Raw genomic sequence first — 13,669 nt, forward strand, 5'->3', positions numbered from 1 at the left:
TTCGGGGGGGCTGCTGTTTTCAATGATTGTGGGGGCCCCACCCGGGCGTTTGGTTTTCGTCGGCCCCCCGCGCCGGGCCCCCCACGCCGACGTCCTGGAAGCGGTGAAGTCCGGCGCGACCGGCTACCTGCTGAAGTCCGCGGGCGCCCAGGAGCTCATCGACGCCGTGCGCCGCACGGCGGCGGGCGACCCCGTCTTCACCCCGGGCCTGGCCGGCCTGGTCCTCGGCGAGTACCGGCGTCTCGCCACCGACCCGGCGCCGGCCGCCTCCGACGAGCCGAAGGCCCCGCAGCTCACCGACCGGGAGACCGAGGTCCTGCGGCTGGTGGCCAAGGGACTCTCGTACAAGCAGATCGCGGAACGGCTGGTCATCTCCCACCGCACCGTGCAGAACCACGTGCAGAACACCCTGGGCAAGCTCCAGTTGCACAACCGGGTGGAGCTCGTCCGGTACGCGATAGAGCGCGGCCTCGACGACGCGTAAGGCGGGCACGGGGCGAGACAGCCGCTCGTACGAGTGAACGGGGCGTACGCAACGCCCCATAATTCCCCCGGAATTGCCCCTTCCCGGCACCTTGCTGTGACCTGAGTCACCACTAGCGTGACCGTCATGCGGGCCCCGCGGCCTCAGCGGGCCCTGTGGCGAAGGGAAATTCCATGAAGGTCGGAGTGCTGACGGGCGGCGGCGACTGCCCCGGTCTCAACGCGGTGATCCGCAGTGTCGTGCGCAAGGGTGTGCAGGAGTACGCCTACGATTTCGTCGGTTTCCGGGACGGCTGGCGCGGCGCGGTCGAAGGCCGCACCGTCCCCCTCGACATCCCCGCCGTCCGCGGGATCCTGCCGCGGGGCGGGACCATCCTCGGCTCCTCGCGCACCAACCCGTTCAAGCTGGACGACGGCGTCCGCCAGATCAAGGAGAACCTCGCCAAGCACGAGGTCGACGCCCTCGTCGCGATCGGCGGCGAGGACACCCTGGGCGTGGCCGCGAAGCTGTACGAGGAGTACGGCATCCCCTGCGTCGGGGTCCCGAAGACCATCGACAACGACCTGTCGGCCACCGACTACACCTTCGGCTTCGACACCGCGGTGGGCATCGCCACCGAGGCCATCGACCGGCTGCACACCACAGCCGAGTCGCACATGCGGGTGCTGGTCGTCGAGGTGATGGGCCGGCACGCCGGCTGGATCGCCCTGCACTCGGGGCTCGCGGGCGGCGCCAACGTCATCCTCATCCCGGAGCAGCGCTTCGACGTGGACCAGGTCTGCGCCTGGGTGAACTCCCGCTTCAAGGCCAGCTACGCGCCGATCGTGTGCGTGGCCGAGGGCGCGATGCCCAAGGACGGCGACATGGTGCTGAAGGACGCCACGAAGGACTCCTTCGGACACGTGCGGCTGTCGGGCGTGGGCGAGTGGCTCGCCAAGGAGATCGAGGCGCGGACCGGCAAGGAGGCGCGTACGACCGTGCTCGGACACATCCAGCGGGGCGGCACGCCGAGCGCGTTCGACCGGTGGCTGGCAACCCGCTTCGGGCTGCACGCGATCGACGCGGTGCGCGACGGCGACTTCGGGAAGATGGTCGCGCTGAAGGGGACGGACATCGTGCGGGTGCCGATCGCCGAGGCGACGGCGAAGCTGAAGACGGTGGACCCGGCGCTGTACAAGGAGGCCGGAGTGTTCTTCGGCTGAGATATCGGCAGTTCCCGGCTGTTCCCGGCTGTTCCCGGCAGTTCCAGGCAGTTCCAGGCAGTTCCCGGCTGTTCTCGGCTGGGCCGCACGGCGGGTAGGGGCCGTGGGTCGTAAGGTGACAAACGACCCATGGTCCGATTCTTTGGCGCAGTACGGGAGCGAACGTGGAAATCCTGGCATTCGGCGTGCAGGGGGACGAGAAGCCGCTCCTGGAAAAGGCCTTCGCGGGGCAGCACGACGTGCGCTGCCTGGACGTCTTCCTCAGCGAGGACACCGCCCCCATCGCCGCCGGGTACGAGATCGTGTCGTCGAGCGTCAACGCGGACCTGAACGGCCGGGTGCTGCGCACCCTGGCGGCGGGCGGGACGAAGATGATCGCCCAGCGCTCCACCGGCTTCAACAACATCGACCTGGACGTCGCGCGGCAGCTGGGCCTGACGGTCAGCCGGGTGTCCTACTACTCCCCGTACTCGGTGGCCGAGTTCGCGTGGACCCTTGCCATGGCGGTGAACCGGCGGATCGTCCGGGCCTCGAACCGGACGCGGGACTTCGACTTCCGGCTGAACGGCCTGATGGGCCGCGACATGCGCGGCCGCACGGTGGGCGTGCTCGGCACCGGCAAGATCGGCGAGGCGTTCACCCGGATCGCGCACGGCTTCGGCATGAACCTGCTGGGCTGGGACGTGGCGCAGAACCCGGCGTGCGTGGAGCTGGGCATGAAGTACGTGGACAAGGACGAGCTGTTCGCCTCCTCGGACCTGATCAGCCTGCACGTCCCGCTGCTGGAGTCCACGCACCACATCATCGACGCCGACGCGCTCACGATGATGAAGGACGACGCTATCCTGGTGAACTCCAGCCGCGGCGGGCTGGTCGACACGGACGCGCTGGTCACGGAGCTGCGGTCCGGGCGTTTCGCGGGGGTGGGCCTCGACGTGTACGAGGCGGAGGCAGGGCTCTTCTTCCTGGACAAGTCCCTGGTGGCCGTCGAGGACGACACCCTGGCGCGGCTGATCACCTTCCCGAACGTGGTCGTCACCTCCCACCAGGCGTACTACACGCACGACGCGGTGGGCCAGATCATCGACACCACCGTCGCCAACGTCGCGGACTACTTGGCGGGCCGCCGCTCGGAGAACACCCTCTCGCCATCCTGACGCGCCCCGCGTACCGCTAGATTCGGCCGCGTGAGCATACCCACCGTCTTCTTCTGGAGCCTGCTGGCCCTCGCGGCCGTCCTGTTCCTCTACGCCGCCCGGGCGCTGCCGCGCGCGCTCCGGGCCGAACCCGGCGCCCGGACCGACCCGTGGCTGACCTTCGCCGACCACGCGCTGTCGATCCCGCCCCCCGTCGCCCTCGCGCTGGGCGAGGGCGAGGCGGCGTTCTACGCGATGCTCCTGCTGGGCCCGGTCCTCACCTGGAGCCTGGTCCGTTCCTTCCGCTCCGCCGCGGCGGCGAAGGCGACCGGCTAGGCCTCGGCCGGGGCCCGGACCCCGGCGATCAGGTCGCGGACCAGGTCCGCCCCGCGGAGGGTCAGGACCGACTCCGGGTGGAACTGCACGCCCGCGAAGCCTCCCGCCGCCGAGCGCAGCGCGTGGACCTCGCCGGTGGAGGGGTCCCGGGAGACCTCGATGCCCCGCAGGGCCAGGGACCGCTCCCGCTCCGCGGAGCAGTGCGCCGCGTACGTGTTGTAGAAGCCGACGACCTCCTGCGCCCCGAACAGCGGGATCCGCGTCTGAGCCCCCTGCGCCGGCTCCGCCTTGCGGACCAGCGGGAGCCCCAGCTCGGCGGCGAGGAGCTGGTGGCTGAGGCAGACCCCGAGCAGCCCGCCCCGGTGCGAGGTCAGGAGCTCCGCCGTCAGCTCGCGCATCGTCCGGATCTTCGGATCGCCGAAGTCCGCCGGGTCGCCCGGGCCGGGGCCGAGCACGATCGGCCCGTCCCAGGCCAGGGCGGCCGCCCGCAGCCCCGGGTCGTCGTAGCGGCGTACGGTCACCTCCAGCCCGGCCACCCGCAGCACGTGCCCCAGCATCGAGGTGAAGGTGTCCTCCCCGTCCACCACCAGCGCGTGGCCCGTCACCTCCGCCGGCCGCTCCTGCATCCGCAGCCAGAACGGCGCCAGGTCCTCGCGCCGTGCCGCCAGGGCCGCCTGGACCCGGGGGTCGTCGGCCAGCCGGGCCCCCGTGAAGGAGGGCCGCACCGCCGCCGGGCGCACTCCCAGCGCCGCCAGCACGCCCGCCGCCTTCGCGTGTGTCTCCGCCACCTCGCCCGCCGGGTCGGAGTGCCGTACGAGGGTGGCCCCGACGGGCACCCGCAGCGCGCCGTCCGGCGCGATGTCCGCCGTGCGGATGAGGATGGGGGAGTCGAGGGTCTGGGCGCCCGAGGCGCCCTGGCCCAGCAGGGCCAGCGCGCCCGCGTAGTAGCCGCGGCCGCCCGTCTCGTAGCGCTCGATGACCCGGCAGGCGTTCTGCACCGGCGATCCGGTCACCGTCGCCGCGAACATCGTCTCCTTCAGGACCTCGCGGACGTCCAGCGAGGAGCGGCCGCGCAGCTCGTACTCGGTGTGCGCCAGGTGCGCCATCTCTTTGAGCCGGGGACCGACGACCACCCCTCCCATGTCCCCGACCGTGCACATCATCTTGAGCTCCTCGTCCACCACCATGGACAGCTCCTCGGTCTCCTTGCGATCGCCCAGGAAGGCGAGGAGGGAGTCGGCCGTCGGCCCCCCGGCCGGGTGGCGGTACGTACCGCTGATCGGGTTCATCACGACCGTGCCCCCGGACATCCGCACGTGCACCTCGGGGCTGGCCCCGACGAGCGTGCGGTCCCCGGTGTGGACCACGTACGTCCAGTACGCGCCCCGCTCGCCCTCCAGCAGCCGCCGGAACAGCGCCAGGGCGTCGGCGCGGCCGAAGCCCTCGATCCGGCCCCGGTAGGTGCGCCGGATGACGAAGTTCGCGCCCTCGCCCCGGCCGATCTCGTCCTCGATGACCCGCCGGACGGTGTCCGCGTACTCCTCGTCGGGGACGTCGAAGCCGCCGTCGTCGACCCGCACCGCGTGGGCCGGCAGCGCGGCCAGCGCCTCGGCGAGGGGGATCTCGTACGCCTCCTCCGCGACCAGCACGCTCAGCGGCGTGCCGTCGTCGCGTACGTCGAACCCACGCTCCCGCATCTGCCGGAAGGGGACGAGCGCCAGGGCGGGCCGCTCGCCGACGGGCAGGTCGGCCAGGTGCTCGGCCTCGTGGACCGGGCCGATCAGCACCTCGACGGTGTCGTGGTCGCGGCCGGGCGTGCGGCGGCGCAGCAGCGCGAAGGGCGGGCAGGTGTCGTCGAGCAGGCGGCTCAGGTGCGGGTGCGGGTGCGAATGCGCGGGCATGGAGTTGGGCGTCCTATCCGGTGTCGGAGGGCGGGACGGCCGGTGCTCCAGCGGAAACACGGAAGGCCGCCCCTCGGGGCGGCCTTCGTGTCGCTCGTGTCTTCAGGTACGCGCGAGAAGTGGGCCGCCGGGAGCGGGCCACCACCAGTTCTTGGTCGAGTGCGCGTACATGCCGTGAACCCTAGCCCACCGGAGCTGCGGGGGCTGGTAAACGGGTGAGTAACACAGTGAGAGACATCCGTCTCACGTAGTGGTCGGCGACCGGGAGGTGCGGTGTGACGCCGTAATGTGTGTGGGGTGACCGTGAACGCAGAAACCCAAGCCCCCGCCTCCAAGGCGACCTGGCGAGACCTTCCCGCGGCGCAGCAGCCTTCGTACCCCGATGCCGAGGCCCTGCGCGCTGTCGTCGCGGACCTCGAGTCGTATCCTCCCCTCGTTTTCGCGGGCGAATGCGACCAGCTGCGCGCCCGTCTGGGAGCCGTCGCCAAGGGCGAGGCGTTCCTGCTGCAGGGTGGCGACTGTGCCGAGGCCTTCGATGCCGTCTCCGCCGACCACATCCGCGCCAAGCTGAAGACGCTGCTCCAGATGAGTGCCGTCCTGACGTACGCGGCCTCCGTGCCGGTCGTCAAGGTCGGCCGCATCGCGGGCCAGTACTCCAAGCCCCGCTCCAAGGACACCGAGACCCGCGACGGCATCACCCTGCCGACCTACCGCGGCGACTCGGTGAACGGCTTCGCCTTTACCGAAGAGGCCCGGATCCCGGACCCCGAGCGTCTGAAGCGCATGTACCACGCGTCGGCCTCCACGCTGAACCTGGTGCGCGCCTTCACCACCGGCGGCTACGCCGACCTGCGCCAGGTGCACGCCTGGAACCAGGACTTCGTGAAGAACTCCCCGTCCGGGCAGCGCTACGAGCAGCTCGCGCGGGAGATCGACAACGCGCTGAACTTCATGAAGGCCTGTGGCACCGACCCGGCGGAGTTCAAGGCCGTCGAGTTCTACGCCTCCCACGAGGCGCTGCTCCTCGACTACGAGGGCGCCCTCACGCGTACGGACTCCCGCACCGGCCGGCTGTACGACACCTCGGGCCACATGGTCTGGATCGGTGAGCGCACCCGCCAGCTCGACCACGCGCACATCGAGTTCTGCTCGCAGATCGCCAACCCGATCGGCATCAAGCTCGGCCCCACGACCACGGTGGACGAGGCGCTCACCTACATCGACCGCCTCGACCCCGAGCGCGAGCCGGGCCGGCTGACCTTCGTCGTCCGCATGGGCGCCGACAAGGTCCGCGACAAGCTCCCCGAGCTCGTCGAGAAGGTCACCGCTTCCGGTGCGACCGTCGCCTGGGTCACCGACCCGATGCACGGCAACACCTTCGAGGCGGCCTCCGGCCACAAGACGCGCCGTTTCGACGACGTGCTCGACGAGGTCAAGGGCTTCTTCGAGGTCCACAAGGGCCTCGGCACCCACCCGGGCGGCATCCACGTCGAGCTCACCGGTGACGATGTCACCGAGTGCGTGGGCGGCGGCGACGAGATCTTCGTCGACGACCTGCACCAGCGCTACGAGACGGCCTGCGACCCGCGCCTCAACCGCAGCCAGTCCCTGGACCTGGCCTTCCTCGTCGCCGAGATGTACCGCGACCAGTAGGCGGTCAGCTCAGTGTGAGCACCTCATGACGATGGGGCGCGGATCGAATGTGATCCGCGCCCCATCGTGGTACCCGGGTCTTTTAGGGAACCCTAAGTTTGGGTACGGTTAGGTAAGCCTCACCGAATACGGGGATGGCTGGTCGACCCGATCCGGACAGGGAGGTGAACCGCGTGTACGTCTGCTCTTGTTTCGGGATCACCGACAAGCAGGTCAAGGACCACGCGGCTGCCGGGGCCTGCACCCCCCGCCAGATCGCCTCGGCCACGAAGGCCGGCACCGACTGCGGGTCCTGTGTGCGGACCATCCAGGGCCTCCTCGGCCGCGGGGCCTGCCCGCGCCGCGAGCTGCTGGAGAAGGGCGACGCCGTCACCGTGCTCGCGGCCGATCCGCTGGTGCCCGCGGGCGCGGAGCTCGCCGAAGCCGCGTAGGACGCCCCGTGCGGACTAGCTCGGCTGCTCGATGAGCTGCGCGATGTAGAGCGCTTCGCCGATGGACTCGATGAGCTCCAGCTGGGTGTCGAGGTAGTCGATGTGGTGCTCCTCGTCCTCCAGGATCTCCTCGAAGAGCCGCGCCGAGGTGACGTCACCCTTGCCGCGCATGACCTCGATACCGCGCTTCAGCCGGTCGATCGCCTCGACCTCGACCTGCCGGTCGGCCTGGAACATCTCCGTCAGCGTCTGGCCCACGCGGACGTGGAAGAGGCGCTGGTAGTTCGGCAGGCCGTCGAGCATCAGGATGCGCTCGGTGATCTTGTCCGCGTGCTTCATCTCATCGATGGACTCTTCACGCGTGTACTTGGCGAGCTTCGTCCAGCCCTTGTTGTCCTGGATCCGGTAGTGGAGCCAGTACTGGTTGATGGCCGTAAGTTCGCCGGTCAGCTGCTCGTTCAGAAACTCGAGGACCTCGGGGTCGCCCTGCATCGCAGAGGCTCCTTCCAAGCAATGTCAGCAATGTGACGGGGCAGGTGCGCGCATCCTTGCACCGCCACAGGAGGCCGTCCAGTAAGTGCCTCCTTAGTGGGAGTTACCGTGACTTGCCCGAAATCCGGGCGAAGCTGGTCATGACCACCCCGCCAAGTCTGTCACCATGGAGACATGGGTCAGCCGGAAAGCCGGGAATCTCCGGGATCAGAGCAACTGGAGCTTCCCCCGGGGCAGAGGCTGCAGCGAGGCTGGCCGGTCACCCACTACGGGCCGGTGCCCAAGTTCAAGCCCGAGCGCTGGGAGTTCCGCGTCTTCGGCGCGACGGCCGACGGTGAGAAGCACTGCTGGAACCACGAGGAGTTCGCGGCCCTGCCGTTCGACTCCGTCGAGGCGGACCTGCACTGCGTGACGAAGTTCAGCATGACCGGCGCCGAATGGGGCGGCGTGCTCGCCCGCGCGATCCTCGCCCTCGCTCCGCCGTCCCCGCAGGTCACACACGTGATGGTGTGGGCCGAGTACGGCTTCAGCTCCAACATGCGCCTCGCGGACTTCGCCTCCGAGCGGACCGTCTTCGCCACCCACCAGGGCGGTGAACTGCTCACCGCCGAGCACGGGTTCCCCCTCCGGCTGGTCGTGCCGCACCTCTACGCGTGGAAGGGCCCCAAGTGGGTCCGCGGCATCGAGTACATGACCGCCGACCGCCGCGGCTTCTGGGAGGAGCGCGGCTACCACAACATCGGCGACCCCTGGCGCGAGCAGCGCTACTCGTACCAGGAGGAGCCGGGGGACGGCCCCGAGCTGTAGTCCCGCAGGTCAGGGGCTCAGTGGTGGTACTGGTGAACCACCGCGTGGCCCTTGCCGCGGCCGATCATCCACTTGTTGACCGGCGTCGTGACGACGAAGGCCACCGCGAAGGCGATCGCGAGCGCCGTCCAGAACAGCGCGTCCGACAGCATCGCGTCCATGGCTCCGGGCCAGAGCAGGATCACCCCGTTGTCGATCAGTTCCATGACGGCGATCGAAAGGGTGTCCGCCGCCAACGCCACCCGGACGGCCGTACGGAAGTCCAGGCCGGCGGAGCGGATCCCGCGCAGGGTGAGCGCGTAGCCGAAGAAGAACGCGAGGATGATCGCGAGGGCCATCGTCGGGGCGTTCCCCCAGCCGAGCGCGGTGCCGATGACCATGCCGAGCACCTCGCCGATGGCGCACCCGGTGAGGCAGTGGAGCGTGGCCCGTGCGGCGGCGGCCCAGGTGACCTTCCCGCCGCCGGGGGTGTGGCCGTGGTGGTGGCCGTGGCCGTCACCGTCGCGGTGCTCGGGGCCGTGGTGCTCGTGACCCGCGTGTCCCTGGTGCTGCCCGTGCTGCTGCTCGTGCGCGTGTTCCATGACGACCCCCTGGCGTGGTACGCCGGATAGCGGCTCTGTCGGTCGATATGACAGAACCGTATACCCCCTAGGGGTATTCCTCAACAGATCAGCCGAGCTCCCGGAGCTCCTTCAGCAGCGCCACGTCCGCCGCGTGTCCCTCCTTGCCGCCGGGCGTCTCGGTGATCAGCGGCACGCCCTCCATCGCCGCATGCGTGAACAGTTCCGCGAAGGCGTCACGGCCGATGTGGCCCTGCCCGATGTTCTCGTGCCGGTCCTTGTGGGCGCCCACGCCCTCCTTGGAGTCGTTGGCGTGCACCAGCTTCAGCCGGCCCGCGCCCACCGTGTCCACCAGCAGGTCCAGTGTCTGCTTCGTCCCGCCCGGCTCCGCCAGATCGTGCCCGGCCGCGAAGATGTGGCAGGTGTCGAGGCAGATCCCGAGCATCGGATGGCGGTCGAGGGCGTCGAAGTACGGCCCGAACTCCTCGGCGGTCGAGCACAGCGAGGAACCCTGACCGGCCGTGGACTCCAGCAGCAGGAAGGGGTCGTCGTCGTGCGTCAGCTCGTCCAGCAGCGGCAGCATGTGCTCCCTGACCTGCGCGTACGCCGCCTCGCGCGGCCGCCCGCCGGTCGCCGAGCCGGTGTGCACGACCACCCCGAGCGCGCCGATCGCACGGGCCCGGCGCAGTGAGTGCCGCAGCGATTCCACGGACTTCTCGACGGTCGCCTCGGTGTGCGAGCCGAAGTTGATCAGGTACGGCGCGTGGACGTAGGCCGGGATGCCTTCCGCGGCACAGGCCGCGCGGAACAGCTCGTCCTGCGCGGGATTGCCGACCGGAGTGGCCCAGCCGCGCGGATTGGCGACGAAGACCTGCACGGCCTCGGCGCCCATCTCGCGGGCGTACGCCAGCCCGACCGAGGCGAGCCCGCCCGCGACGGGCACGTGCCCGCCCACTGGATTGCGGCTCATCGAATGGTTCATGGCGTGCTGTTACAGCCCCTTGGTCCTGATGGTGATCGTGCTGCCCTCGGCGGCGTTCTGCCCCGCGGGCACCGACTGGGAGTCCACGGTGTTGCTGAAGGAGAGGAAGGGCTTGTCGACCTTGACCTTGAAGCCCAGGCCCTCCAGGGTGGCGCGGGCCGCGTCGGCCTCCTGGCCGGTGACGTCCGGGACCGGGATCTGGCGGGGACCCTTGGACACGGTGAGGGTGACCGTGTCGCCCGTGGCGGCCTGGGTGCCGGCGCCGATCGACTGGTTGGCGACCGTACCGGCGGGCGAGGGGGAGTTGACCTCCTCCGGAGCCGTCTCCACCTTCAGGCCGAGGCCCTCCAGGGTGGCACGGGCCTGGGCGAGGGAGGCGCCCGTGACCTGGGGGACCGGCACCGGGCGGCCCTTGCTGACCACCATCGCGACCAGGGTGTCGAGGGCCCGCTTCTGGCCGCCCGCCGGGTCCGTGCTGATCACCGAGCCCTGCGCGACGTCCTGGCTGAAGGCCTGTGTGACGGCGCCCGGCGTCAGGCCGGCCGAGGTCAGTTCGGCCTTCGCGGCCTCCAGGGGCTTGCCCTTGAGGTCGGGGACCACCGCGACCTCGGGTCCGCGCGAGATGGTGAGCGTCACCGCGCCGTTGCCGCGGATGCGCTTGCCGCCGGCGGGGTCGGTGTTCATCACGGTCCCCTTGTCGAAGGCCGCGCTGAACTTCCGGTCGACCCGCTTCACCCCGAGCCCGGCCGCCGTCAGCTGGGACTTGGCCTCCGCCTCGGTCTTCCCGAGCAGGTTCGGGACGTTGCTGAACTGGCCGGAGCTGATGTACCAGACCCCCGTGCCGAGGCCGAGGCAGAGCAGGACGCCGAGCACGGTGAGCAGCACTCCGGGGCGGCGGATCCGGGAGGCCGCCGCCGGGGGCAGGGGCGGAGCCGCGAGCCGGGAGGTGTGGGACACGGGCTCGGCGTGCGAGGCGTGCACGGCGCGCGAGGTCACCGCCCGGGGGATCACGCTGGTGCGGTCCTCGGCGGCGGTCCGCTCCGCGGCCCGGGCCTGCGGCGGTACGGCGTCCAGCTCGGAGTCTGCGAGCTGCGCGCGGGCGTCCATGGCCAGCCCGAGGAGGGCGGCAGCGTCGTAGGGGCGCAGATCGGGGTTGCGTGCGGTGGCCTGGGCGACGAGCTCGTCCAGCGCGGCGGGCAGTCCGGGGACGGCGGCCGACGGGGGCGGGACGTCCTCGTTGAGGTGCCGGTAGAGCACGTGGGCCGGATTGTCCCCGGTGTGCGGCTTGGCGCCGGCGAGCATCTCGTAGAAGACGACGCCGCAGGCGTAGACGTCCACGCGGGTGTCGGTGACGCCGTTCTCGATCTGCTCGGGGGCGAGGTAGGAGACGGTGCCGAGGACGGACCCGGTGGTGTTGGTCACGGAGTCCACGGACCGGACCAGCCCGAAGTCGGCCACCTTGACCCGGCCGTCGTCGCCGATCAGCACGTTCTCGGGCTTCATGTCCCGGTGCACGAAGCCCGCGCGGTGCGCGGCGCCGAGGGCGGCGAGCACCGGTTCGAGGATGTCGAGGGCCGCGCGGGGCTGGAGCGCGCCGCGCTCGCGGAGCACGTCGCGCAGGGTGCAGCCGGAGACGTACTCCATGGCGAGGTAGGTGTACGGACCGTGCGTGCCCTGGTCGAAGACGGCCACGACGTTGGGATGGGCCAGGCGGGCCACGGACTTCGCCTCACGGATGAACCTGTCGACGAAGCCGGGGTCGGCGGCGAGGGCCGGGTGCATCACCTTCAGGGCGAGGACGCGGTCCAGGCGGGTGTCGACGGCCCGGTAGACCGTGGCCATGCCGCCGGCCGCGATGCGGGCGTCCACGCGGTAGCGGCCGTCGAGCGTCTGCCCGACGAGGGGGTCATCCAGGGTCGTGTCCACCCGGAGATTCTACGAGGGCCCAGCGGCGCACCGTCCCGGGCGCCCGACGGTTGCAGCCCACCTGTGACGTGGGGCGGTACGGGGGCCCGCTCGCGCGGGGCCCCGTACCGCACCCCCCCTCAGAACGCCGGGCGTTCCGGGTCCAGGGTGGCGCGGCCCTCCGTGGGGGAGGAGGCTTCCGCGAAGCGGCGTTGGGGGATGCGGCCCGCTCGGTGGGCCAGGCGGCCCGCCGCTACCGCGTCCCGCATGGCTGCGGCCATCAGGACGGGGAGCTGGGCCCGGGTCACCGCCGAGGCGAGCATGACCGCCGCGCAGCCCAGTTCCATGGCCAGTGCCACGTCCGAGGCCGTTCCGGCCCCCGCGTCCAGGATGACCGGAACTCCGGCCCGCTCCGTGATCAGCTCGAAGTTGTGCGGGTTGCGGATGCCCATGCCTGAGCCGATGGGGGAGCCGAGCGGCATGATCGCCGCGCAGCCCACGTCCTCCAGCTTCCGGGCCAGCACCGGGTCGTCGTTGGTATAGGGGAGGACCGTGAAGCCCTCGTCGACCAGGATCTCCGCGGCGTCGAGCAGCTCGACCCCGTCCGGGAGGAGGGTGCGTTCGTCCGCGACGACCTCCAGCTTGATCCAGTCCGTGCCGAGGGCCTCCCGGGCGAGGCGCGCCGTCAGGACGGCCTCGCCCGCGGTGAAGCAGCCCGCGGTGTTCGGCAGGACCGAGATGCCGAGGCGGGTCAGGACGGACAGGACCGAGCCCTGGACCGTCGGGTCGAGGCGCCGCATCGCGACCGTGGTGAGTTCCGTGCCGGACGCGACGAGCGCGCGTTCCAGGATGTCCAGGCTCGGCGCCCCGCCGGTGCCCATGATCAGGCGAGAGGAGAAGGTCCGGCCACCCAGGGTGAAGAGGTCGTCCGCCATGGTGCTCAGCCTCCCTGGACCGCGGTGAGGACCTCGACGCGGTCGCCGTCGGTCACGGAGGTGTAGGGCCACTGGCCGCGCGGCACCACGGTCTCGTTGAGGGCGGCCGCGACCCCCTTGGTGGCTTCGGTGAGGGTGGCGACCACCGTGGCGAGCATGGTCCCGTCCGCGATCTCGCGCGGCTCGCCGTTGACGGAAATGGTCATGCGAACGACTCCTGTCGCGTGAGGGTGGACGTGAGGTCGAAACGGCGCGGGGTGAAGGGGCGGGCGATCTGAGGCAGTTCGCCGGTGGTCAGCAGGTCCGCCATCACGTCACCGGTCAGCGGGGTGAGCAGGACCCCGTTGCGGTAGTGCCCGGTGGCCAGGTGCAGCCCCGGGAGTTCGGTGGGGCCGAGGAGGGGTGCGTTGTCCGGCGATCCGGGCCGCAGCCCGGCCCGGGTCTCCACGAGGGGGAGTTCGGTGATCCCGGGCACCAGCTCGTGGGCGTCGCGCAGGAGTTCGTAGACCCCGCCCGCGGTGACGGTGGTGTCCCAGCCGAGTTCCTCGCTGGTGGCGCCGAGGACGAGCTCGCCGTTCTCGCGCGGCACCAGGTAGACGTGGCTGCCGCGCACGACGGCCCGTACGGTCCGCGACAGGAACGGCGCGTACGACGCCGGCACAGCGAGCCGCAGCACCTGCCCCTTCACCGGCCGTACGGGGGCCACGGCCTCGGGCGGTACGCCGTCCAGCCGGCCGCTGAGCGAGCCCGCGGCCAGCACCACCTGGTCGGCGCGCAGCTCCGTACCGTCGGTGTCGTCGAGGACCGCGCCGCACGCCCGGTCGGCGGCGGTCAGCAGCCGCGCC

Annotated in this window: 14 protein-coding genes and 1 pseudogene; 7 read left to right on the top strand and 8 right to left on the bottom strand. The window is 71.0% G+C overall.

Going from position 1 to position 13,669, the window contains the following annotated elements; all coding sequences use genetic code 11:
• Nucleotides 1–82 precede the first annotated feature (82 nt).
• The 4 genes and pseudogenes from ABZY57_RS29330 to ABZY57_RS29345 all read left to right on the top strand — a co-directional run.
• Nucleotides 83–484, top strand: a pseudogene (locus tag ABZY57_RS29330) (response regulator transcription factor); the annotation flags it as partial.
• Nucleotides 485–657: 173 nt separating this feature from the next.
• Nucleotides 658–1,686 carry a 6-phosphofructokinase gene (locus tag ABZY57_RS29335; RefSeq protein WP_356517019.1) on the top strand — a complete coding sequence of 343 codons (1,029 nt, stop codon included), beginning with the start codon at nucleotides 658–660 and terminating at the stop codon, nucleotides 1,684–1,686.
• 164 nt (nucleotides 1,687–1,850) lie between these two features.
• On the top strand, nucleotides 1,851–2,843 hold the full coding sequence (locus ABZY57_RS29340; protein WP_356517021.1) for a 2-hydroxyacid dehydrogenase: 993 nt from the start codon (nucleotides 1,851–1,853) through the stop codon (nucleotides 2,841–2,843).
• Between the two features lie 30 nt (nucleotides 2,844–2,873).
• Nucleotides 2,874–3,158, top strand: coding sequence for a hypothetical protein (locus tag ABZY57_RS29345; RefSeq protein ID WP_356517023.1), 285 nt, complete (start codon nucleotides 2,874–2,876; stop codon nucleotides 3,156–3,158).
• Here the strand turns inward: ABZY57_RS29345 and ABZY57_RS29350 are convergent.
• Nucleotides 3,155–5,059 carry an anthranilate synthase family protein gene (locus ABZY57_RS29350; RefSeq protein WP_356517025.1) on the bottom strand — a complete coding sequence of 635 codons (1,905 nt, stop codon included), beginning with the start codon at nucleotides 5,057–5,059 and terminating at the stop codon, nucleotides 3,155–3,157. The genes ABZY57_RS29345 and ABZY57_RS29350 overlap by 4 nt on opposite strands.
• A 297-nt stretch (nucleotides 5,060–5,356) precedes the next feature.
• Between ABZY57_RS29350 and ABZY57_RS29355 the strand changes: the two genes are divergently transcribed.
• Nucleotides 5,357–6,712, top strand: a complete 1,356-nt coding sequence (locus ABZY57_RS29355) for a class II 3-deoxy-7-phosphoheptulonate synthase (RefSeq protein ID WP_356517027.1) — start codon at nucleotides 5,357–5,359, stop codon at nucleotides 6,710–6,712.
• 134 nt (nucleotides 6,713–6,846) lie between these two features.
• On the top strand, nucleotides 6,847–7,143 hold the full coding sequence (locus tag ABZY57_RS29360; protein WP_356517029.1) for a (2Fe-2S)-binding protein: 297 nt from the start codon (nucleotides 6,847–6,849) through the stop codon (nucleotides 7,141–7,143).
• A gap of 15 nt (nucleotides 7,144–7,158) precedes the next feature.
• On the opposite strand, the gene bfr is transcribed toward ABZY57_RS29360, so the two are convergent.
• Nucleotides 7,159–7,635 carry a bacterioferritin gene (gene bfr / locus ABZY57_RS29365; protein ID WP_112446344.1) on the bottom strand — a complete coding sequence of 159 codons (477 nt, stop codon included), beginning with the start codon at nucleotides 7,633–7,635 and terminating at the stop codon, nucleotides 7,159–7,161.
• 174 nt (nucleotides 7,636–7,809) lie between these two features.
• On the opposite strand from bfr, the gene ABZY57_RS29370 reads away from it, so the two are divergent.
• Nucleotides 7,810–8,442 (top strand): sulfite oxidase-like oxidoreductase, encoded by a 633-nt coding sequence (locus ABZY57_RS29370; RefSeq protein ID WP_356517032.1) that lies wholly within the window; start codon nucleotides 7,810–7,812, stop codon nucleotides 8,440–8,442.
• A 17-nt stretch (nucleotides 8,443–8,459) separates the two neighbouring features.
• Here the strand turns inward: ABZY57_RS29370 and ABZY57_RS29375 are convergent, their stop codons facing one another.
• The 6 genes from ABZY57_RS29375 to ABZY57_RS29400 form a co-directional block, all read right to left on the bottom strand.
• Nucleotides 8,460–9,023 (bottom strand): DUF4396 domain-containing protein, encoded by a 564-nt coding sequence (locus tag ABZY57_RS29375; protein WP_356517034.1) that lies wholly within the window; start codon nucleotides 9,021–9,023, stop codon nucleotides 8,460–8,462.
• A gap of 88 nt (nucleotides 9,024–9,111) precedes the next feature.
• Nucleotides 9,112–9,972: a deoxyribonuclease IV gene (locus ABZY57_RS29380; protein ID WP_356517035.1), complete on the bottom strand. Its 861-nt coding sequence runs from the start codon at nucleotides 9,970–9,972 to the stop codon at nucleotides 9,112–9,114.
• A gap of 21 nt (nucleotides 9,973–9,993) precedes the next feature.
• Nucleotides 9,994–11,910, bottom strand: a complete 1,917-nt coding sequence (gene pknB / locus ABZY57_RS29385; RefSeq protein ID WP_356517037.1) for a Stk1 family PASTA domain-containing Ser/Thr kinase — start codon at nucleotides 11,908–11,910, stop codon at nucleotides 9,994–9,996.
• A 119-nt stretch (nucleotides 11,911–12,029) separates the two neighbouring features.
• Nucleotides 12,030–12,824: a thiazole synthase gene (locus ABZY57_RS29390; RefSeq protein WP_356517039.1), complete on the bottom strand. Its 795-nt coding sequence runs from the start codon at nucleotides 12,822–12,824 to the stop codon at nucleotides 12,030–12,032.
• Nucleotides 12,825–12,829: 5 nt separating this feature from the next.
• Complete coding sequence (gene thiS / locus ABZY57_RS29395) at nucleotides 12,830–13,030, bottom strand: sulfur carrier protein ThiS (protein ID WP_243330100.1); 201 nt, start codon at nucleotides 13,028–13,030, stop codon at nucleotides 12,830–12,832.
• On the bottom strand, nucleotides 13,027–13,669 hold a 643-nt coding region (locus ABZY57_RS29400; RefSeq protein WP_356517041.1), incomplete at its 5' end, for an FAD-dependent oxidoreductase. The genes thiS and ABZY57_RS29400, both read right to left, overlap by 4 nt.

Source organism: Streptomyces sp. NPDC006450 (assembly GCF_040612195.1).
In the GTDB taxonomy this organism is placed as follows: Bacteria; Actinomycetota; Actinomycetes; order Streptomycetales; family Streptomycetaceae; genus Streptomyces.

Bases quoted from the DNA above. Each gene is read 5' to 3' on its own strand.
- ABZY57_RS29380 (WP_356517035.1), bottom strand. From the start codon at position 9,972: ATGAGCCGCAATCCAGTGGGCGGGCACGTGCCCGTCGCGGGCGGGCTC.
- ABZY57_RS29360 (WP_356517029.1), top strand. From the start codon at position 6,847: ATGGCTGGTCGACCCGATCCGGACAGGGAGGTGAACCGCGTGTACGTC.
- ABZY57_RS29335 (WP_356517019.1), top strand. From the start codon at position 658: ATGAAGGTCGGAGTGCTGACGGGCGGCGGCGACTGCCCCGGTCTCAAC.
- ABZY57_RS29375 (WP_356517034.1), bottom strand. From the start codon at position 9,023: ATGGAACACGCGCACGAGCAGCAGCACGGGCAGCACCAGGGACACGCG.
- bfr (WP_112446344.1), bottom strand. From the start codon at position 7,635: ATGCAGGGCGACCCCGAGGTCCTCGAGTTTCTGAACGAGCAGCTGACC.
- ABZY57_RS29370 (WP_356517032.1), top strand. From the start codon at position 7,810: ATGGGTCAGCCGGAAAGCCGGGAATCTCCGGGATCAGAGCAACTGGAG.
- ABZY57_RS29350 (WP_356517025.1), bottom strand. From the start codon at position 5,059: ATGCCCGCGCATTCGCACCCGCACCCGCACCTGAGCCGCCTGCTCGAC.
- ABZY57_RS29390 (WP_356517039.1), bottom strand. From the start codon at position 12,824: ATGGCGGACGACCTCTTCACCCTGGGTGGCCGGACCTTCTCCTCTCGC.
- thiS (WP_243330100.1), bottom strand. From the start codon at position 13,030: ATGACCATTTCCGTCAACGGCGAGCCGCGCGAGATCGCGGACGGGACC.